Origin of the sequence: Azonexus sp., from assembly GCF_049652925.1 — a bacterium.
Taxonomy (GTDB): Bacteria; Pseudomonadota; Gammaproteobacteria; order Burkholderiales; family Rhodocyclaceae; genus Azonexus.
Genome location: NZ_JBASFI010000002.1, coordinates 241264 through 261743, shown reverse-complemented (window position 1 = coordinate 261743; position 20480 = coordinate 241264). Strand labels below are relative to the sequence as shown.

The 20480-nt window shown below is 60.0% G+C and carries 18 protein-coding genes; 13 read left to right on the top strand and 5 right to left on the bottom strand.

The window, feature by feature from the left end; genetic code table 11:
• Nucleotide 1: 1 nt before the first annotated feature.
• Genes traV through WBK19_RS01385 form a run of 13 tightly spaced genes read left to right on the top strand, consistent with a single transcriptional unit; the run spans nucleotide 2 to nucleotide 14529 of the window.
• Nucleotides 2-583: a type IV conjugative transfer system lipoprotein TraV gene (traV, locus tag WBK19_RS01445; protein WP_511286255.1), complete on the top strand. Its 582-nt coding sequence runs from the start codon at nucleotides 2-4 to the stop codon at nucleotides 581-583.
• Nucleotides 584-590: 7 nt separating this feature from the next.
• Nucleotides 591-3158, top strand: coding sequence for a type IV secretion system protein TraC (gene traC, locus WBK19_RS01440; RefSeq protein WP_511286253.1), 2568 nt, complete (start codon nucleotides 591-593; stop codon nucleotides 3156-3158).
• A complete protein-coding gene (locus WBK19_RS01435; protein ID WP_511286251.1) occupies nucleotides 3155-3523 on the top strand; it encodes a hypothetical protein in 369 nt (122 codons plus the stop codon). The genes traC and WBK19_RS01435 overlap by 4 nt, the downstream gene beginning before the upstream one ends.
• On the top strand, nucleotides 3520-4116 hold the full coding sequence (traF, locus tag WBK19_RS01430) for a conjugative transfer signal peptidase TraF (protein WP_511286249.1): 597 nt from the start codon (nucleotides 3520-3522) through the stop codon (nucleotides 4114-4116). The genes WBK19_RS01435 and traF overlap by 4 nt, the downstream gene beginning before the upstream one ends.
• Nucleotides 4117-4126: 10 nt before the next feature.
• Nucleotides 4127-4516, top strand: a complete 390-nt coding sequence (locus WBK19_RS01425; protein ID WP_511286247.1) for a hypothetical protein — start codon at nucleotides 4127-4129, stop codon at nucleotides 4514-4516.
• Entirely contained in the window at nucleotides 4513-5148 is a 636-nt protein-coding gene (gene traW / locus WBK19_RS01420; RefSeq protein WP_511286245.1) for a type-F conjugative transfer system protein TraW, read from the top strand. Before WBK19_RS01425 ends, traW begins: the two co-directional genes overlap by 4 nt.
• Nucleotides 5145-6173 (top strand): conjugal transfer pilus assembly protein TraU, encoded by a 1029-nt coding sequence (gene traU / locus WBK19_RS01415; RefSeq protein WP_511286243.1) that lies wholly within the window; start codon nucleotides 5145-5147, stop codon nucleotides 6171-6173. Before traW ends, traU begins: the two co-directional genes overlap by 4 nt.
• Nucleotides 6160-6918 carry a type-F conjugative transfer system pilin assembly protein TrbC gene (gene trbC / locus WBK19_RS01410; RefSeq protein WP_511286241.1) on the top strand — a complete coding sequence of 253 codons (759 nt, stop codon included), beginning with the start codon at nucleotides 6160-6162 and terminating at the stop codon, nucleotides 6916-6918. The genes traU and trbC overlap by 14 nt, the downstream gene beginning before the upstream one ends.
• 9 nt (nucleotides 6919-6927) lie before the next feature.
• The gene (gene traN, locus WBK19_RS01405; RefSeq protein WP_511286239.1) at nucleotides 6928-9033 is read left to right on the top strand and encodes a type-F conjugative transfer system mating-pair stabilization protein TraN; all 2106 of its coding nucleotides are present in this window, start codon (nucleotides 6928-6930) and stop codon (nucleotides 9031-9033) included.
• On the top strand, nucleotides 9030-9404 hold the full coding sequence (locus tag WBK19_RS01400) for a hypothetical protein (protein ID WP_511286237.1): 375 nt from the start codon (nucleotides 9030-9032) through the stop codon (nucleotides 9402-9404). Before traN ends, WBK19_RS01400 begins: the two co-directional genes overlap by 4 nt.
• Before the next feature lie 8 nt (nucleotides 9405-9412).
• Nucleotides 9413-10276: a thioredoxin family protein gene (locus WBK19_RS01395; protein ID WP_511286235.1), complete on the top strand. Its 864-nt coding sequence runs from the start codon at nucleotides 9413-9415 to the stop codon at nucleotides 10274-10276.
• Nucleotides 10273-11721 carry a conjugal transfer protein TraH gene (locus WBK19_RS01390; protein WP_511286234.1) on the top strand — a complete coding sequence of 483 codons (1449 nt, stop codon included), beginning with the start codon at nucleotides 10273-10275 and terminating at the stop codon, nucleotides 11719-11721. Before WBK19_RS01395 ends, WBK19_RS01390 begins: the two co-directional genes overlap by 4 nt.
• A 33-nt stretch (nucleotides 11722-11754) precedes the next feature.
• Nucleotides 11755-14529, top strand: a complete 2775-nt coding sequence (locus WBK19_RS01385; protein ID WP_511286232.1) for a conjugal transfer protein TraG N-terminal domain-containing protein — start codon at nucleotides 11755-11757, stop codon at nucleotides 14527-14529.
• Nucleotide 14530: 1 nt separating this feature from the next.
• Here the strand turns inward: WBK19_RS01385 and WBK19_RS01380 are convergent, their stop codons facing one another.
• From WBK19_RS01380 to WBK19_RS01360, 5 genes are all read right to left on the bottom strand, one after another.
• Nucleotides 14531-14854 carry a hypothetical protein gene (locus WBK19_RS01380; protein ID WP_511286230.1) on the bottom strand — a complete coding sequence of 108 codons (324 nt, stop codon included), beginning with the start codon at nucleotides 14852-14854 and terminating at the stop codon, nucleotides 14531-14533.
• 133 nt (nucleotides 14855-14987) lie between these two features.
• Nucleotides 14988-16478: a Fic family protein gene (locus WBK19_RS01375; protein ID WP_511286228.1), complete on the bottom strand. Its 1491-nt coding sequence runs from the start codon at nucleotides 16476-16478 to the stop codon at nucleotides 14988-14990.
• A gap of 521 nt (nucleotides 16479-16999) precedes the next feature.
• Nucleotides 17000-17419: a hypothetical protein gene (locus WBK19_RS01370; protein ID WP_511286226.1), complete on the bottom strand. Its 420-nt coding sequence runs from the start codon at nucleotides 17417-17419 to the stop codon at nucleotides 17000-17002.
• Between the two features lie 134 nt (nucleotides 17420-17553).
• The gene (locus tag WBK19_RS01365) at nucleotides 17554-19623 is read right to left on the bottom strand and encodes a GAP1-N1 domain-containing protein (protein ID WP_511286224.1); all 2070 of its coding nucleotides are present in this window, start codon (nucleotides 19621-19623) and stop codon (nucleotides 17554-17556) included.
• Complete coding sequence (locus WBK19_RS01360) at nucleotides 19608-20471, bottom strand: TRAFAC clade GTPase domain-containing protein (protein ID WP_511286222.1); 864 nt, start codon at nucleotides 20469-20471, stop codon at nucleotides 19608-19610. Before WBK19_RS01360 ends, WBK19_RS01365 begins: the two co-directional genes overlap by 16 nt.
• Nucleotides 20472-20480: the final 9 nt, after the last annotated feature.

Below are 20480 nucleotides of genomic sequence, written 5' to 3'. Positions count from 1 at the left end.
CATGAAGACGCTGATCTTGCGACTCGGTGCCGTCTGCCTGCTTCTCCCCTTGGGCGCCTGCATGAACATGTCCGGCCTGGGCGGCGACTCGAAGTATGCCTGCAAGGCTCCCGATGGCGTTGCCTGCGACTCGGTGTCCGGCACCTACGCCAACGCCCTTCACAACAATCTGCCCAGCCAGCAGGCCCAACGCTCCGCACACCGCCAGAAAGAGACATCCGAAGAGAACTCCACCCTGGTGGTTGGACGCCCCATTTCCTCGACAACAGCCAACACTTCCGGGATGGCCGTAACGCCCAGTCCCTTGCGTACCCAGGCCCGCATCCTGCGGCTGTGGATCAAGCCCTGGGAAGATGCCGACGGTGATCTCTACGATCAGGGCTACGTCTATGTTCAGGTGGACAACGGTCAGTGGCAGATCGACCACGTGCAACGCCAGATCCGTGATCGCTATGCACCGTTGAAGCAGCCACCCAAGCCGGCCGCTGAGACGACCACCGAACCTGGCGCCAGTACGTCGTCGCCTCTACCGATGTTGCAACGCCCGCCGCTGCCCGGGGCCGGCACCAACCTTACGCAGTGAGGTCAAGATGAACACCGCCCACCGCGATCACCATTTTACCGGTCAGCGCGACCACGCCCATGCGCCGCGCTTTCCCTTTGGCGAGCCGGCGGACACACCGGCCGAACAGTTCGCCAACTGGCTGCCCTACTCTGGCTATCTTGCTACTGAGAAAATTTTCGTGAATCGCGACAGCATGGGCGTCATGCTCGAATTGATGCCGCAGTCGGGGGCCGACGAGCGGATGGCGGAAGTACTGATCTCGCTCTACGCCAATTGCCCACCCGGCACCGGCATCCAGTTCCATTTGTTCGCCTCGCCGCAGGTGCGCAGCCAGTTGCGCCAGTACGCCAATCTGCGCGTTGAGGATGAGGATCAGGCCGAGCAGGCCAAACAATGGGGCCGCCCGGCCCGCAACGGAAATCTGTTCCGCAAACTGGCCCGCCAGCGCGTCGACCACCTGTTGCAGGGAGCACAGAAGTCGCTGACTGCCGGCTTCCACTACACGATCCGGGATTTCCGCCTGATGCTGAGCGTTGCCTTTCCGGGCAATCCGGAAGACCTCAACAAGCGCGACGAACTGCTCGCCCTGCGTGACTCGATGTCGTCCAGCTTGCGCTCGGCCTCGCTGCCCAATCGCGTCTGCGATGCCGCCGATCTAATCAACTGGTGTGCGCTGTTCACCAATCCCGACCGCATCTCGCAGACCGATGCGCCGGACCTCAATTATGACGACGGCCGCGAACTGCGCGACCAGATCGTCGACTTCGACACCATTCAGGATCCGCATCCGAGTGGCCTGACCTTGTGGAAGGAAGCCAGTCCCGACGTGCTGGAGGCGCGCTTCTACTCGATCAAGAGTTTTCCGGAACGCTTCGCCCTGTGGCAGATGGGATCGCTGATCGGCGACCTGATGCAGCCGGCCTTGCAGTACAGCGCACCGTTTCTGCTCACCCTCGGCGTCCAGGTCCTCGACCCCAACCTCACCAAGTCGGTGGTCACCGCCAACCATGTACGGGCGACGCAGAACGCCAAATCGAAGATGGCCGACGTCATGCCGGACGTCAACAAGAAGCTCCAGGACTGGACGGCGGCGGCCGATGCCATCGACACCGGCGGCAACCTGGTTAGCCTCTACCACCAGCTGGCGATATTCACCGCACCCAACAAATCGGTTGCCGCCCACGAAGCGGCCAATGCGATCTGGCGCGGCCGCGGTTTCCAGCTCAATGCCGATGCCTACATGCACCGCCAGGCCTTGCTCGCCAGCCTGCCGATGACGCTGACCGAGAAATTCCACAAGGATCTCGTCAAAATGCGTCGGGTCACGCGCAAGACCATGGCCAACGCCATCCACATGGCGCCGCTGATTGCCGAGTGGCGCGGTACGCGCACCCCGGCCCTGGTCTTCGGGGGACGGCGCGGCCAGTTGATGACCCTCGACATCTTCGACAACGACCTGGGCAACTACAACTTTGCCATCATCGGTGCCCCCGGCTCGGGCAAATCGGTACTGATGAACGAAATGGCCTGGTCCTACCGTGCCATCGGCGCCAAGGTCTGGATGCTCGATCTCGGTCGCAGTTTCGAGAAGCTGTGCCGCAAGGCCAAGGGCACCTATATCGAGTTCCGCCCCGACGTGAATATCTGCCTGGACCCGTTCACCCACATCGTCGACATCAATGAGGACATCGACATGTTGGTGCCCGGCATCGCCAAGATGTGCTCGATGCAGCACACCCTGGAAGAGGTGCAATACAAGGCCATCTCGGCCATGGTCCTCAAGCTCTGGCGCGAATACGGCAATGAGTTGCGCATCACGGGGCTACGCGATGCCTTCAAGAGCGGGAGCATCGAAGAACTGGGCGTCGTTGGCGACCAGCGCATCAAGGACCTCGCCATCATGCTCAACCCCTATTCCCGCGGCGGGCAATACGAGCGCTTTTTCGAAGGCCGCAACAACATCGACTTCTCCAATGACTTCATCGTCATCGAGAACGAGGAACTCAAACGCCGGCCCGACCTGCACGCAGTCGTCAATATTCTGCTGCTGCACCGGATCACCGGCGAGATGTACCTCACCCGCAACCGGCGCAAGGTGCTCTTCGTCGACGAGCTGAAACAGCAACTGGGCGATATCGGCGCCGACGATCCGGTCAAGGCTGCCGTCATCGAAGAAGCCGCCCGGCGCGCCCGCAAGTATGGCGGCGCACTCGGCACGGCGACCCAGAGCGCCGACGACTTCTACGGCTCGACCCAGATGGAAGCGGCCTTCAACTGTTCGGACTGGGTTTTCCTGCTGCGCCAGAAACCGGAGTCCATCGAAATGCTCGACCGCAAGGGCCGACTGACCATGGACGAACCGAAGAAGCGCCTGCTCAATTCCCTGCGCACCGAGGCCGGCGTCTTCTCCGAGTTGTACATCTCGTCGCCGGTCGGCGAAGGCGTCGCCCGCAACATCCTCGATCCTGCCACCCATCTGCTGTTCTCCAACAAGCTGGAAGACAACGCCCCGATCGACGAATTGCGCGCCCAGGGCCTGTCCATCGACGAGGCGATCAGCGAGTTGCTGCGGCATCGGGGGCATACGGTATGAAGCCGAATACCGCCCAGTTATTGCGCCACGGCTTGCTGACGTTACTTGTGGTGAGCGCCGCCCTGACCACCTACGACCGTTTCGTCCTGCGTCCCGCGCTGGTCATCGGCGTGGTCGACGTGGCCGAGGTGTACCGCGCCAAGGAAGCCGAATTCACCCAGATCCTGACCAAGGCCAGCTCCGAGGAAGACCGGCAAAAAGCACTGTTCATGGCACGTACCTTCGCCCAGCGCCTGCCGCTCGCCCTCGAGGAATTGCCGCGCGAGTGCGGCTGCCTGGTCGTCCTCAAAACGGCAGTGGCCGGACCGACCCCGAACACCGTTGATTTGACGGCCACACTGCGCAGAAAGGTGACTGCACCATGAACAGCGATCCGCTTCAACAGGCAGTCGCCATACCTGCAGCACGCCCCGGCCACGGGCAACGCATCTTCGGTTGGGTTGCCGACTTCCTGCGCCATGCCCGCCAGCGCTGGTACCTCTATCTGCCGATCGTCGCCATCTGGAGCCTGGCCTATGTCCGTCTCTTCGTCGACGCGACACCGCGCGTGCCGATCCTTTTCAACTGGACACCGAGCCTGCCGTATCGCGTTGCTTGGCTGGAGCACGGCCCGCACCCCCTGCAGCGGGGCGACTTCATCGTTTTTTCCTTTGCCGGCGAGGCGCAGCGGAGTTATCCGGGATTACTCGGTCAGCCTTTCTTCAAGATCGTACGCGGTTTGCCGGGCGATACCGTCACGGTCACCGGCCGGCAGGTGGCCATCAACGGTAAGGACGTTGGTGCCGCCAAGACACAAGCCTACGACCACAGGCCGCTGGCGCCAATCGCCCCGATCGTCATCCCGCCTCGCTACTACTACGTGCAGGGCACCAGCCCCGACTCCTTCGACTCGCGCTACCAGGAAAGTGGTCTGGTCCGGGCGGAGCAGGTGATCGGCGTTGTGGTCCCGCTGTTCTGAGACGCCAGCTATGACCCGCTCCCTCTTTACCCTCGGCTTGTTCGGCCTTCTGGCATATTCCGCCGTATGGGCCCGGAGCCCTCTGGTCGGCACGCCAGTGACACAAGGCGTTCAGCCCCCTGAAAACGTGCCACTGGCCGACTATCTCGGCCTGCTCCGGCAGATTGCTCCAGCCGCCGAGACCGGGGCCCGAGATTACCTCGCCGCTTTCGCACGGCGCTGCGGTCGCCCCCTGACGCCGGACGAATTGCGCCGGGCCATGGCAGACGGTGACGGCGATCCGGTGCTGATGGCACTGATCCGGGCGAACCATCTGGGCGACACCGCCGGCCGAGAACAACTCGCCGGCCGAGAACAACTCGCCGGACAGATCCACTGTCCGGGCAAGGCAGCACGATGAAACGCCTGGTCACTATCCCGCCCCTGCTCTCCGCACTGCTGCTGGTCACGCCAGGCGCGAGAGCCCTTGATCTGGGCGTCATCGGGCCAAGCTATGAGATCAGCGAACCGCATCTGCTTCAAATGATCGAACAGCGCCTACGCGCCAAGGAGCGTAGCGGCGAACTCAAGCGCCTCGAAGATCAAGCCCGGGAACGCGGTATCGCCACCGTGAGAAACCCGCCACCGGTCGCCGGCCTGCATTTGACCGAGATGGCCAGGACCTTCTACTTCGACCCGAGCTTCACGCTCGACCGCAATATCCTCGGCCCCCGGGGCGAGTTGCTATTTGCCGCCGGCACCCGCAAGAACCCGCTGGAAGTGGTGTCGCTGTCCCGGCATCTGCTGTTTTTCGATGGGCGTGACGCGCGCCAGGTCGGCCGCGCCCGGCAGTTGATTGCCTTCTACCAAGGGCTGGTCAAGCCGATCCTGGTCGGCGGTTCCTACCTTGACCTGATGAAGTCATGGCGTATGCCGGTCTACTTCGATCAGCATGGTCTGCTTACCCGCCGCCTGGGCATTACCCGGGTTCCTGCCCTGGTATCGCAGGAAGGGCTGCGCCTGCGCATCGACGAACTGGAGGTCGTGCGATGAGCCAACGCTGCTTCGTAGCCAGACTTCCTATCCTCCTGGCGCTACTCCTCGGCCTCTCCACTCCGCCGGCCCTGGCCGCCGGTACCGCCACCTGCACCGGCAAGTTTCCGAATCCGATCACCGATATCTGCTGGTCCTGCATCCTGCCGATCAGCATTGGCAGTGCGCGCATCGCCAACTTTGGCGACCAGGAGGATACCGACAATCCACCCAATCCCGTCTGCAGTTGCCTGGTCAATCCGATCGTCGGTCTGTCCATCGGCTTCTGGGAGCCGGCGCGCCATGTCGAAGTGGTGCGCAAACCCTTCTGCCTCGTCTCCCTCGGCGGCGTTGACCTCGACCCGGGTATCCCGGCCCCCGAGGCGGCTCGCTTTACCCGTCCGGAAGGTGATGGCGACGGTGGCGGTTTCTATCAGGCGCATTACTACCTGAACCCGGTGATGTACTGGCTGGAAGTGGTCACCGACTTCCCTTGCCTCGAAAAGAGTTCCTTCGATCTGGCCTACATGACCGAAGTCGATCCCCTGTGGGCCGACGACGAACTCACCCTGATCCTCAATCCCGATGCCGTACTGTTCGCCAATCCGGTCGCCATTGCCGCGTGCGCCGCCGATTGCGTCGCTGCCTCGGTCGGCTTCGGCATACGCGAGATGTTCTGGTGCGCCGGTTGCCAAGGCGGCATCTATCCGCTCAACGGGCACGTCCCCTACCACCTGGGCGGCGTCCGGACTGCCGCGCTGATGGCCCAGCGCTTGAGCGCCAAGATGCACCGCGAGTTGGTGGCCTGGGGTTGGCATGGCAAAGACGGGCTGTGCGGGCCGTACTTCGAACCGGTGATGGACAAGACCGCCTACAAAACCCAACTCACCTATCCCATTCCCAACACCGACAAGGAAGGCGGCCGCTGCTGCCAGCCCTTCGGACGGACCACCGTGCTCTGGGGGGCCGGCAAGGAATACCCGGTGCGCGGCGAGGACTTCGCCTTCATGTTGTTTCGCAAAAGGAATTGCTGTGTCGGCTACTGACTTCCATCGCTTCCTCGCTCCCTTGATCCTCAGCCTCAGCGCGGCACTCGCTGCCGGAAGCCCGGCCCAGGCCCAGATTTCGCCGGTCGTCACCGAGGCGGACATCGAACGAGCCCGGCGTGAGACCCCCACGGTCACCGAGCAAGACGTCGAGTTGGCGCGGCAGAAATACGCCCTGCCACGCAACGCAGGGCACCGATCCGCGCCGCTGAACAGCCCGAACATTGAGGCGCTACCCCAACCGGCAACGTCCGTGCCGGTCGATCTGGAAGCACTGGCTCGCGGCTATGCCGCGCAATCCGATGCGATGACACAGGCTCAGGGACTCGCTACGGGTCCAGGGCTTTTCATATTCGTCAGTCTGACCATGCCCCGCGCCACGCTGCAAGGTCTGGTCGACCAGGCAGCACGGGCCAAGGCCTCCATCGTCATCCGCGGATTCGCCAAGGGCTCGCTGCGCGACACTGTAGCTCAGGTCCAGGACTTGATCGGCAAACAGCAGGTGGCAATCCAGATCGATCCGCTGGCCTTCGACCGCTTCGCCATCAGCAAGGTACCCAGCTTCGTCTTGGTGCGTGACCGCACACGTCCCATCGCCTGCGCCAGCGGCAGTTGCGCCCCTGCCGACAGTTTCCTGCGGTCAACTGGTGACGTCAGCCTGGATTACGCGCTGGAACACATGCAGCGCTCGGCGCCTGCCTTTGCTCCAGCCGCCGAACTCTTTCTGAAACGCATCAGAGGATAGGTGATCCCCATGCTCCGCCTGATCATCTGGATCACGCTGTTCTGCTTCGTCACGACGCAAAGCGCTGCCATCGCCGGACCATTTGAAGAGGGCACCGCCGCCGGCCTGGTGGCCAACCCGGTCATTCGCGGCACGGTTAACATGCCCAGCGCCTCAAGTGCCGTACCCGAGTACACCACCACGCCACCGGAAACGGCGTATTACGGCCAGCCCAACCTGTCGGGCGCGGCCAATGTCCGTCTGAGTACCTGTGCGGCCAGCACCAACGATCCGGTCTGCCAGGCCCAGGATGGGGCGCTGACCTCGGCCAACACGCCCCGCCCGGCCGTCTCCGTCTACGATCCGGCAGTCACTGCGGCCCGCGACATCGCCCGCAATCCATCGAGTGCTTTGGGCATCCTGGCTGACTATTACTCCGGCTGCACGACTGCCGAGGTCAGCACCGCAGCAGGCACCACGACCAAGGTCTGCAACCGCTACAGCGGTGTCGGCAACTACACGACGCGGCGCGATCTGACGGTTGAGATTGATCTCCAGCCCAGTTGCATCGAAGGCACCTGGATCGCCCACGGCCAGGTCAACCGCAATGGCGCCGACTATATGGTGGCGGAAGCTCAATGCCAACTGCGCAGCGATGGGCTGCAACGTTTTCGTTTCTATGCGGCGGGTGGACAAGGGGCCTGCATCGGCTGGCAGACCGTGGACCTTCCGACCACACCGGCCAGCCAGGCCACCTATGTCACAAACCTCGCTCCCCATTGGGAGGGCCACTGCTGGAGCCCGTTCACGGTCAACATGATGCCGGGTTCCGGCTGCACGAGCGGGACCTGCAATTACACCTTCCAGTTTGGTTCAAGTTGGAGCCTACCCTTGTCGTTCGTCCAACCGGCCATGGTGCAACACGAGACCGATGTCTGGGTCGACAAGAGTGCGGCGCTCAATGCGGGTGGGCGCTGCGCCATCACCACTGCCGACACCTGCGTCGACGGCCCGGCGACCAAGGCCATCGAAGGCCGCCCCGTGACCCGTGCCTGCTGGTCCTATGAACGCACCCTGACCTGTAGTTCGGGCTCCCCGATCGACGAGTGCGCGCCGCTGGTCAGCAGCGGCTGCACCCCGGCTAGCAGCACCTGCAAGCAGATGAATGTCGGCAGCGGACTGTGTGAGATTACCCAGGACACCTATACCTGCCCGGTTGCCGCGCAGACCGCAACCACCGTTTCGAACTGCCCGGCCAACGTCTATTGCCTGGGTGCGAACTGCTTCAATACCAGTTACACCAACGATGCCGACTTTGCCCGTTCGATGTCCATGATGGAAGCCGGACGTGAGGCCGGCGTTTACCTCGACACCACCAAAATGCAGGTCTTCAAGGGCGAAGGTAACCGCTGCCGCCACCGCCTGTTGAAGAACTGTTGCAGTTCCGACTCGGCTGGCGCCGGCATGACCAATCAGAGCCTGTTCGGCACCGGCTCAAGTCTGGTTTACGACGTGCTGATGAATTCCCAGAACCGCGAGTTCCTTTATCAGGGCATGCAGGCCTTGTTGCTAGGCGGCGGTTTCAGCGGCAGCTTCACCACCTATGGCATCACCGTCGCGGTCAACGGTACGGCACTGCCGGCCAGTTCGGCCGTGCTCTATTCCGGTGAAAGCCTGGTCGTCGCCTTCGACCCCTGGTCGCTGGTCATCGCGATCGTCATCTACATCATCATGTCGATGTCGTCCTGCAACGAGGAAGAAGGCAAACTCGCCATGAAGGAAGGAGCCGGCCTGTGCCACACTGTCGGCACCTGGTGCTCCTCCTGCTTCCGCCTCTTTGGCAAGTGCGTCTCTTGCCTCGAACACAGCACCGGCAAGTGCTGCTTCAACAGCAAACTCTCCCGCATCGTCAATGAGCAGGGCCGCGTGCAGGTCGGCAAGGGCTGGGGCTCGGGAGAAAGTCCCGACTGCTCGGGCTTCACCATCGCGCAACTCCAGAGCCTGAACTTTGCGGCCATGGACCTGAGCGAGTTCTACGCCTCCATCGTCCCGACATTGCCCAATACCGGCGCGCTGCAAGGCAGCAATGCCTCCCGCCTGACGACTTGCTACTACGGACAGGGGAAGTGCCAATGAAGATCTCCTACGCCTCTACATTGCTCGCCGGATTCGCGTCGCTCGCCCTTGCCGACGAGGTGCCCAGAGCCCCGGTATCGGATCCGCGGCCGGTTATGTTGGCCGCCCTCCAATCAGTCAATGGCGAGGCCCACGCCATCCTCAGCGGCGAGATTGCCGATGCGCTTACCCAGCGCTTTGCTGCCACTTCGCCGATCTACATCGACGTCACGACCGAGAAACGCTACGCCCAGGCCGGTTGTGCCCGATTGAATGTCAGGTTCTGGCAGGACGGGGTTCTACTACCCGGCGCCTCGAGCCCGCGCCGCCAGACCATGGATTTCGGCATCAACTACTGCCTCGATGGCCAGCCACCGCAATCCCTGAAATAGGGTCACGCATGACGATCCGCAACTGCCCCGCCCTCCCCCTGCTGCTGACCTTTGCCGTGATGCTCGGCAGCCACAGCGCAGTGGCCCAGGATGCTGCCGCCCGCTACTGGGCCGACAGTTGGCGCGGCTGGCATTTCTATGAAGCGCCAGCACCGGAAGAACGTGAACATCCATCACCGCCAGGCAAAGCCACGCCAACTGCGCCACCGATTCAACCCCCGCGCGCACCGGAACTGGTCGAATTCCAACGTCTCCAGAAAACCTTGGAGGAGACGCGCAACATCGCCATCATGCGACCGAGCGAAGCCAATGTTCGGCGCTACATGGAACTGGAATCCCAGGTCGTCGCCCGCGCTTCCTATTTCGCCGACGTCGCGCAGCGCGTTGCCTGGGCCACGCCGCAACTCGATCCGACCCTGCAGGGCCGCCCGGTCAATGCCAAGGCCCTGGAAGTCTTCGACCAGGCCGAGTTGGTGGATCGCTCGCGCGCCATCGCCGACCTCGGCAAGGATCACGTGCTGTTCTTTTTCTACCGCTCGGATTGCCCGTATTGCCATGCCTTCGCGCCGACGTTGGAAGCCTTCCAGGCCCGACACAGCATCCAGGTCGTCGCCATTAGCGTGGACGGTGGTCCGCTGCCGGGCTTCCCCGATGCCCGCCCGGACAACGGCATTGCCACCGCCCTGAAGGTCAGCCAGGTGCCCGCTGTTTTTCTGGCTCAGCCCTTCACCGGAAAGATCTCTCCCATCGGCTTCGGCGTGCTCTCGGAATCCCAGTTGCTTGAGCGCATCGCCACGGTCTCCGCTCCGCAAGCCGAGGTCATGCTGCCCACGACAACGCAAGGTCTCGCCCTAACCCAGGAGGCGCCATGAATCATTACGACCATTCCCCATTTCGGCGGACGGCTGCGACGCTCATGGCGCTGCTGCTGGCGATCCCGTCCTTTCAATTGCAGGCCGGCGACCTCAATAGCGAGGTGAACAACATGTTCAACAATCTGGGCACCATCGGCAACTACACGGCACCGGGTGCCTTCCGTGGTCAGACCTTCAATACCTACACCGGCGGCAACTTGATGATGCGTTCACCGAACAAGGTTTATCAGCTGGCCGCCATCCAGTTCCCCAGCGCCAAGGCTGGCTGCGGCGGCATCGATGTCTTTGGCGGTTCCTTCTCGCACATTTCGGCGACCGAGTTCAAGAACATGCTGAAGAACATCACGGCTGCCCTGCCGGGGATCGCTTTTCAACTCGCTCTGGAGGCGGTCTCGCCGCTGCTCGGCGGACTGACCAAGTGGGCCAAGGGACTGGAGACCTGGATCAACAATGCCCGCATCAATTCCTGCGAAACCGCCAAGGCCATAGTCAGCACGGCGGCCGAATCGATTGGCTACAGTTCCCAGGAGACCTGTGCCGACCTGGCCATCGAGATGGGCATGGAAAGCGATCGTGACGCAGCGCGTCGCCGCTGTGCGACGGATCGGCCCAGCATTCTGTCCACGGCACGCTCCTCGGGCGACCCGAAGGTGAAAAACAAGGCGCCTTTCGTCGGTAACCTGACCTGGAAGGCCTTGCAGTACACCGGCGCCTATCTCGACGACCAGGAACGCGAACTGATCATGAGCCTGGTCGGCACGGTCATCTATTACCCGGAAGAATCGGCCCGTGACCCCGAGCCGATTGCCCCGACGCTGACCTCGATCAGTCAGTTGCTCTACGGCCAGGGCGCAGCCGCCGGTACGGATGTCGTGCAGCATGTCTTGAAGTGCAACGACTACAGCAATTGCGACATCGTCACCTTGAATACCACCTACACCCACACGCCCTTTACCGCCAAGGTCGAGGCGATCATGCGCTCCATTGCCGAGAAGATCACAACGCGCACCGCCATCCCCAATAACTCGACCGAGGTCGGCTTCGTTAACCAGACCACCGAGCCGGTCTACAAGATGTTGTCGATCGGTACCAGTATCCCGGGATCGGGCTTGGCCGACAGCTTGATCGCCCAGTACCGCGATGTGATTGCCGCCGACTACGCCTATGTTTTCCTTGAACGCAATCTGCGTCTGGGCATGGCCGCGCTGGACAAGAACTACACCCTGCAGCAGTCGCAACGGGAGCAAGCCAACCAGATCCGTCAGCGGGCGCAGGCCATGCTCATGCAACTCTCCCAGGAAAAAAACCTGCTCTACCAGAAGGTCGGCTCCTTCCGGGCGGTATCAAATCACCTGGAGCAACTCGAACGCCAACTGCGCTCCAGCATGCCGCAACACGTGATGGACATGCTCGGCCAGCAAGCCGCCTATCTGTCGCAATAGAGACGAAACAGTAGCGCGACAGGAGAAAGCGCCATGTGGGAAATCTACGCTTACCAGAACGCCGACAGCCTGTTCGGCGTCTTCAATGCCGCGGCGGCGATTCACGCCTCGGGCGACTACGCCGCTGCGCTGGCGGCCGTTGCCTTCTGTGGCTTTGTGGCGGCCCTGATTGCCTACGCTTTTGCCCCTGAGAAATTGCAGGGCTGGAAGTGGCTGGGCACAGTCGTTCTGGTCTTCTCGGTGTTGATCGTGCCCAAGGTCACGGTGGGCATCGTGGACAAGACCGGTGGTTCGGCAGTCAAGATCGTCGGCAACGTACCCTTCGGCGTGGCCGTACTGGGCGGCATCACCAGTACGATCGGCAACACGCTGACCAGCCTGTTTGAAACGGCTTTCCAGGTTATTCCGGGCGTCGGTGCCCTGCCGGTTGAACTGAGCTACCAGCAGAATGGACTGATGTTCGGTAACCGGCTGATCCGCGAGACCGGCAACGTGGTGTTCCAGGACCCGGCCTTCCGCACCGACCTGATCAACTTCATCCACAACTGCACGACCTACGACCTGATCGACGGCACGCTCGATCCGGCAGTCTTTTCTGCATCGGATGATGTTTGGCCGCTGATGGCCTCACCCAATCCGGCGCGCTTCAGTACGCTGACCGGCGCCGGCGGCAGTGTCGGCGTCGATACCTGCCCCAATGTCTATCTGAGCCTCAATGGCCGCTTGCCGGCCCAGATCAGCCGCATCCAGGGGCGTCTGGCTTTTCAGCTCAATCCGACACTGCCCGGTGTGGCTGCCGCAGCCGTCATCGCCGGACAAATCCAGCAGGCCTATCTGAAAAACAGCATCGCCACCGCAGCGGCGACGGCGGCTGACATCATCCGGCAGAATGCCATGCTCAACGCGCTTGAGGACACCAGCAAGATCGTCGGTCAGAAGGTTAACGATCCCGCCGCCATGGTGCTGGCGGTCGGCCGCGCCCAGGCGGTGGCCCAGCAGAACGCTTCCTGGCTCAATTACGGCAAAGTGGCCGAACAGGCCTTGCCCGTTTTTAGAAACGTGGTCGAGGCGGTGACCTATGCAATGTTCCCGCTCTTCGTAATGCTCCTGCTGCTCACCAGTGGACGAGAGACAATGCTCGCCTTCAAGGGCTATGCGGCCGTACTGATCTGGATTCAGTTGTGGCCGCCGCTCTACGCCATCCTGAACTACATGGCCTCGATCTACGCAGCCTACGACCTCGCCGCTGCGGCTGACCTCGGGACGGGGAGCAAATCGCTGGCATTGCAGACTGCGTCGACGATTTATTCGCGGGCGATTTCGGGTGAGGCCGTCGTTGGTTACCTCGCCATCAGTATCCCTTTCATTGCGTGGGCCGCCCTAAAGCGCATGGAAAACTTCGGGACTGCACTGGTCGGTGGCTTGTCGGGGCTACAAGGAATGATCTCGGCTGGAACCTCAGCCGCCACCGTTGGTAACGTCTCGATGGGGAATGTCGGCATGGACCAGATGCAACTGGCGCCCAACCGTACGTCGGCATTCATGGGCAGTTGGCAAAACGACATCACCGGAAATACCTTCTCGTCGAACGCGCTGACTGGTCGCACTGCCGTCAGCCTGTTGCGGAATCAGGGGTTTGCTTCCCGGATGGTTTCGATGCGAGTGTCTGAGCAGGATGTGGCCCAAGCCAGCAAGCAGGTCGATGCAGCTCAAAACGAGAGTGTCGCAGCCAATACCGAACGCTCAGCCATTCTGTCAGAGGCATTCTCGCGAGGATTGAGCAAATTGCGCTCATCGCGCAGTAGCAGCGGCTCCGCATCCAGCAGCTTCGAGCAAATGGGAGAAACGTTGAACGAGATGAATCAAATTACCAAGAGCATCGCGGAAAACACAGGGCTGAGCCAAGCGCAGGTCGCACGCATCGCTTTCGGTGCAGCCGGGCATTTCGGCATCAACACAGGTTTCGCTGGAGGCCAGTTGAGGGCTAGTGCAGAGAAATCCTATCTGTCGAGTTTATCGGCACAGGAGCAGAAAGCGCTGGCCAGCATGAGCGGAGAGCAGTTGGTAGCATTCAAGCAATTCGGCGACCGAGTATCCCGAGATAGCAGTTTCTTGAATGCAGTCTCCAGCGACTCCCACGACGCCCATGAAATGTCGTCCCGGCTTGGTTCAACTGTCGCGCGATCAGAACGAGCCGAAGCGAGCCTTGCCGAGCGCACCAGCTTTGCCGAGCGAGTATCGTCAGCCTATGAAAAAGGCGAGTCCATTTCCATCGACATTGCACAGGATCCCCATAATCTTGAGATGTTTATGCGCTACGCTGAGGAATACGGCGGCGACAGCGCAGCGGCTCATGCCTTGATGGAATCGGAGTTGGCACGGCAATCCCTGCGCCCGAACCGGGTGTTTTCCGACGGAACGGCACTGCCTACTTCCTTTGGGAACGTTCGGGATCAACATATACAGCAGCGGGACAATACTGCTCTAACACCCGAGATCATCGGTCAGCATCAATCCAACCGGGATCAAATCTCTCACTTTGAAAATGCCGCCCCAACCCGAGGGAGCGCACCGGCGGCATCACCAATCCGAGATGAAGTTCATGCCCGCGGCAATCAAATTCGCTCAGACGCTGCATCACACCGCGCTGACTTCGACGCCAAGGCAGAGATCATCCAGACGGATGACGGAACGCTCGCATCGAAGAAATCGCTGCTGGTGCAATCGGGCAAACAGGTAGGCAGAGACGCAGGAGCGACATTCGACAATGCCAAAGAAGTGGTGAACGACTTGCTCAAGAAAAAGTAATTCATCTGCCGGCGGAGCCTCGATCCCACCGATGCATTTCGCCATCGCTGGTTTCTGGTTTCGCCAACGGTGAATGCCCTTCGTCACGCCAGTAGTTTGCCGCCAGATCTTTCGATGAAGTGCCATCACTTGGTAAGCGACTATCACTCCACGCGAGGGATCGCCTCTTCTTTCCGATGTCGGCCAGAGCCCCGCCAACGGGCGCCGCGAAAAGTGCGCCAACGCCCATCATCACAAGGCGGGTTCCCCAGTCGCCATGCATAACCGAGATCCAACCGATCAGGGCGCCCACTGCAATGAATCCCACGAAGATGAGTTTTCTCATTTCGACCTCCTGGATTCAGCCTACCTCCGATGGCGCAGGTTGCAAGCCTATCGCGAACTATCCAGCCAACATTTCCACTACCAAGGCCTGCCACCCCAGCAGGTCTTTCATGTGCGGAATGGTATGCAGCAAATCATTCGACGTCGGTGAGTTCAGTCAATTCGGTCTTGGCCAGGCGTTCGACAAAATCAAACGCTTCCTCTGGCACCCGGCCTGCCAGTTTTTTCCGGCGGTTGTTGGATACCCTGCCTCCGTTCTGTAGCGCGGAAACGATGAGGAGGTGCAGATCGTTTCCGCGGATATCGAACTCGTCGTTGACGGCTTTACTGATCCGGTCAAAGCTCGCCAAGAATTCGGTTTCCTGACGGAGATCGACGCCCAGCGCCTGCTCCGCCATTCGGTAACCGAATTCCACGCACTGTGTCGCGTCCCAAAAACGGTAGATAGAATCGGCGCCTTTGAATTTGAAATCAAACAGGTCCTCGTCGGCCCAGTAGACATCCCACAACTTCCGTGCGGGCTTCGAGAACGATTGGAGCGCCTCCAGGTATTCCGTTTCATGGCGTTTCATCGCGACGGATACGGGCAACAGCAGGCCTTGATCAAGCCTTCCTGATTGGCATAGGGCATGGTGGAATAAGAAGCGCGACAGACGTCCGTTCCCATCCATGAATGGGTGCAGGTAGACGAACCCGAACGAGGCCACGGAGGCGGCTACGACCGGGTCGCTCTGACGTGGAAGGGAGTTGGCCATGTCCATGAACGCAGGCATAAGTTTGGAAAGCAATTCCGGCGAAGGTGGAACGTAGGTCACACTACCCGCCCCCCTGAGCCCCCCCCCTCGCAGCCAGTTTTGTTCATGGCGAAAACAGGTCGCTTTTTCATAGGGGTTGCTGATTGTCGCGGATTGCAAGTCGGCCAGGTATTCCTCGGTCAACTCAATTTTTTCGTGGGCCTGCTGGAGAAGGGCGACAAAGGTCTCTGCCTTGCTCTGGCTCGGCGCTTCCCGCTCAATAGCGAAAGAACTATCGGTCTCGCTGAGGTACGCCCAGGAGAGGGTCCGGTCCGCATTAGTCGGACCCAAGGATTCCAGAAATGCTTTCGTCCGTCCAAGGACGTCGCTTGCAATCCCATCCTTGACCAGTTGGGTAAGGCGGACTACCGGACAGTACTCGGCAGAGCCGAGGCCGTTGAAGTTGATTCGCCACTTGGCATCCTTGCGCACGATTCCAGTGACGTAATCCGCGGGGTCGAACAGATCACCGTACGGCCCGGCAATGGCTGGCAGGTTGGAAAGTTCGCCGTTGGCGAACCACTCCCAGAGATAACACGCTTTCCGGATGAACAAGCCGGAGGGCGATTCCCGCAAACGGGCGATGAGATCCTCCCCGGCAATTTTCGGCATGGTTTCGGCGAGTATTTGCAGATTGATTCCCTCATAACGGAGGGCAAACATCAAGTGTTCAATGGGGTGGCCGGATTTCGGAGCGACCCCCTTGGGTACCTGTAGTTCGTCCTGGACGTCTAGTATCCGGCTCACCGGACGGATACTGGCGGGATGAGCGACGGGAAACACCGAGAGCCCGAGTTGGGTCCGGAGGTATTCGTATCCGATGGCATCCATGATTGCACTCCTGCACGGAAAATTTTAACTGACCATGGATTTTTTTATTTATTTGCCAATCCGTCAATATTTTTTTACTCGGTTTCACCAAAGGCTATGGCGAAGCGTAAAACAACGGAAATTTTTCACATACTGAAGATTTCTTTAATCTAACCATCCTTGGCACGGATTTTCTTAAGGTCATCTGCCAAAGGGTTGCGGGCAATTGCATCACCGTATAACTCAGCATGAGGTAAGCCTCCGGCTCTGCTCAAGATTTACCATACCCAGATCACATGCAAAAACCGTCAGAAATCCAATGTTTTTGCATATGATCAGGGAGAAGTAACACGAAAGCCCAAGCACCGAGAGATCTCAACTGGAGACCCCAAGTGTCGGCGCGCGTTTAAATTTGACCTTCTGGTCAGTGTTCAACGAGCGTCAACAATTCAAAGCATGTCCGAAAACTGTAGACATATTCCGGACATACCCAAAAAATGGTCCAGCACGATCAAGGCAACGAGTTTCGATTACCTTGCCGATCACCCTACGGCATTCACATCCCCCAGCCAGTCTTTTTTAACCAACTCTCTATCCATGTAGTCGACTGCCTTCATCAAGTTCACCGTGTTCTGCATGGTGATCCAGGCATCTGCCAGATTGAAGGCCTCAGCCAACGATTGACCTTCGTCACCAGTTGGGGCTCGTCCCTCCCGGATCAGGCACACGATAATTTCTTGCGCCAAGTCGAAGGTTTGCTCAAGGTCATTGCGCTCATACATGTGGCTCAGCACACCAGAAAGATTAAATACACCGGCCAACGAACAGGCGTAGTCGACGTCATATTGCCCTGCCAGCAGCATCTGGAGATGCATTCGGGGAGCAATAACAATGTCGGCTTTCTGCTTCGCAGTCAGGGGCTTGACGACCGGCCGGAGGGTCCGTTTGCTTTTCTTGCGCATACGCACATTTTAACGTGCGCAACGACCACCGGTGGATATGCGGTTCCTGGGAGCATCTTGACCAGCGGATTCTCTCTAAAGAATCAATGGCCAATCGGGCCGCACCATTCCCTGCCTTCTTTATTCGCCTCTTGCTAGGCCCTGTAGCGCCCCACGGTAGCAATACGGTAGCCAAACGGATGACCGACCGAGTCTATATTTGCCAAGGATACCCGACTGAGATATTCGCGACCCTCCCAAGACACGCTCGCTGCTTCCACAAGTTGCATGAATAGTTCATCGCTTTCTACAAGCCCAATGAAAGCCTCCGGGGCAAGAGACCGGCGCGCAAATAAGTTGACGACGGCTGCCCGAAGTCGGGGACAACGGTCCCAATCGAACCAAAAGAAGGAGTTTGGAAGCCGACGTTCCAGCGCTCGCCAAATATGGTCTGGCAATGCGTTATGTTCGACTGCCCGGTAGGTGAGTTCAAACCCCAAACGGGCCAGTTCTCCAGGGTTGCGAGACCGATTACCCAAGGCCCGGCAAAGTAGATAGGCGAAAAAGAAAGTTTGGTCGCTCTCCGACAGCCGTCCGGTCGCATCACGGACGGCCATTATCCAGGGATCTTCCCCAATTTCATTGGGAACCCAATCGGCCTCAACGGTGCGTGCCAACATTACCAGGATATCCCATGGAAGTTGATTGCCAGACGTCAGTATTTCGGCAACGGCCTTTGAATCTTGGGCCGCCTCGACAACCCAAGGAGAAAGTATCGGTAGCCCGACTCCAGACTCGAACTGACCAATACATGCCTCCAGCAACATGCGCCTTCCCCATAAGTTGGCGCATCGCCTTATCAGGGAACTGCGCCCGGCTGCAATGACTGCCCGCAAGGCTCTATGAACTGTGTCCCCGTCACTGTCTAATGCTGCAAAGGCTGCATCAATATCGATCCCATCGACCGCCCAGAATTCGGGTTCGCTGGCCATATCCGGCTTGTGTCGCAGCAAGACAGCAGATAGAGAGGGAAAACGGTCCAACCCTTCAAGCAACTCGCTCATGCTGAGTTCAGCTAAGGTGCACTCCGCTACAATCTGTGACGCGCCTTCTCTCTCCAGCAAAGAGGTCAGCCGCCTCGGGTCCTGCTTCCAGATGGTCACCCCCAGACGCGTGGCCCCGGAGCGCACAGCATCTGGATCCACCAATTCCAGATGCCGAAGAATGAAGTCGACCACCACATCGTCAAACTCATTGGCGTGCAGCAATCCCATCTTCGCGATCGCCACTCTTACCGAACGCGCTTGGCTGGACGGAAACTCCGCCGTGAGGATATCGATGCTCGAGCGCAAAGCACTCGAAGAGTCAGGTATCTCTCTGAGATATCGGTGGAGGCGACAAAGGGTTCCGAATACCAACCGACCACGATCGATATCTCCGCCTGTGGCGTGGAGGAAAGAGCGCAGGCCGTACCCGTCCGGATTCGCCAAGTCCAACATCGCCTCATCGAATAAGGGAGCGTCAAGGCCAGCAACGCTGTCGGCGTCTACTGCCTTCTGAAACCGCGTCCTGACACCACGGTCTGCGGGATGCAAGAGTTGCAGGTCGAAGACATTGCCTTCGAATGACCGGTCTGCTGCAACTAGAGTGCAGAACCGGAACCCGCGCCGAAGCCGCGGCCATTGCTGGCTCCAGATGGCTAGGACGACGGTATCAACGGCAACACCTACCGGTCGCGCTGCGATCACGCGCTCACCGGGTTTGCCGTAGAGGGCAGCCAACAACCGCCGGCACCATGCCAATTCATCCCCCAGCAACGCCTGAGTTGCCGGAACATCGTATACACCCAGAGGCTTGGTGTAATCGCCGTATGCTGGCAACACCGGTCTCCGGAATAGCGAATCTAACTCCGTCATAGACGCCAGGGTGGCCAGATCGGCAAACTCGACCAGGAGCGTATGAGTCCAGACGCAGCCGGGACGAGGCATCTCCGGTGCTGCCCAGGTACGCGCCAGTGCATAGACACCCGATTCTGTCAGTGGATACCCTGTTAGGTACCCCGATTCGTCAACCCGCACGCCTGAGCCTGAAATATCACTCATCGTGAGCAGCGTCCGCATGTCCTTCGGTGACAGGTTCACGGAACCTGCCAGCAGACGGTGACCCTCAGCGTAGCCGTGTAGGGTCTGTTGGACGTTCAGGCGCTCAGTTAACGCATGAGCCATGCGAGGGGCTCCGTTAGGTCGTGGCTTTCACTGGGACCTGCACTCAAACGGATGCGTTGCGACGGACGGTCCATCTGCCGCAGCTTTTCTGCTTCGGGCACAGAATCCTTGCCTGATTCGGCAGGATCGTATTCGCCTCCCTGGGCGCTCAATCCACAGACGCGCCAGGTCCACCCATCCGCGTTCTGCCGCAGGTATTGCGCGAGCAGGGGAAGCTTGGCCTCAAGAAAAGCCACGGGTGCCAGCCCTTCCCCTTCTGCCTTGTCCCAAGCCGACAGCATTATGACCAGCCGGCGCGGACCGATATCGAGTGGCGGTTGCCGCAATGTCTGGAGAAGGTCCACTAGTTGCACCTGGGTTGGCGCCAACCGGGGGTGCCAATGGACTTCTCCGCCTTCTGGTAGCGAGATGCCCATCTTTTTAGCCAGCACGAGTTCGTCCACCAGCCAGGCTGGCAAGTCGATGGTGTCGGAATGGACGAACAGTAAAACACCACCGGCATTGAGAATTTCCGCAATTTCCGGCTCGCAATCCCGTTCCTCCCACATGCGCCGGTAAGCTTCGCCGGGTACATCCGGAAAGGTGACGCGCACAGGGTTACCTTCCGCATCCAGAAGATTCATGCTCACTAGGCGATTTCCGCTGATGCCAGTTCGCTCTTGAACCCTGGCATCCCGCCAGCGGGCCGCGATCTGGTTAAGATGGGACACGTTGCCCTTTGCTAGGGTGTGGAAGCGCAAGGCCATGCCCTCCACATCCTCTTCCGTAACAAGATGCCAAAGGGCGGCAAGAAAGGTAGTCTTCCCTGATTCCGGCAGACCGATGATAACGATAGAGCGCTCAGACATCTTTCTTCC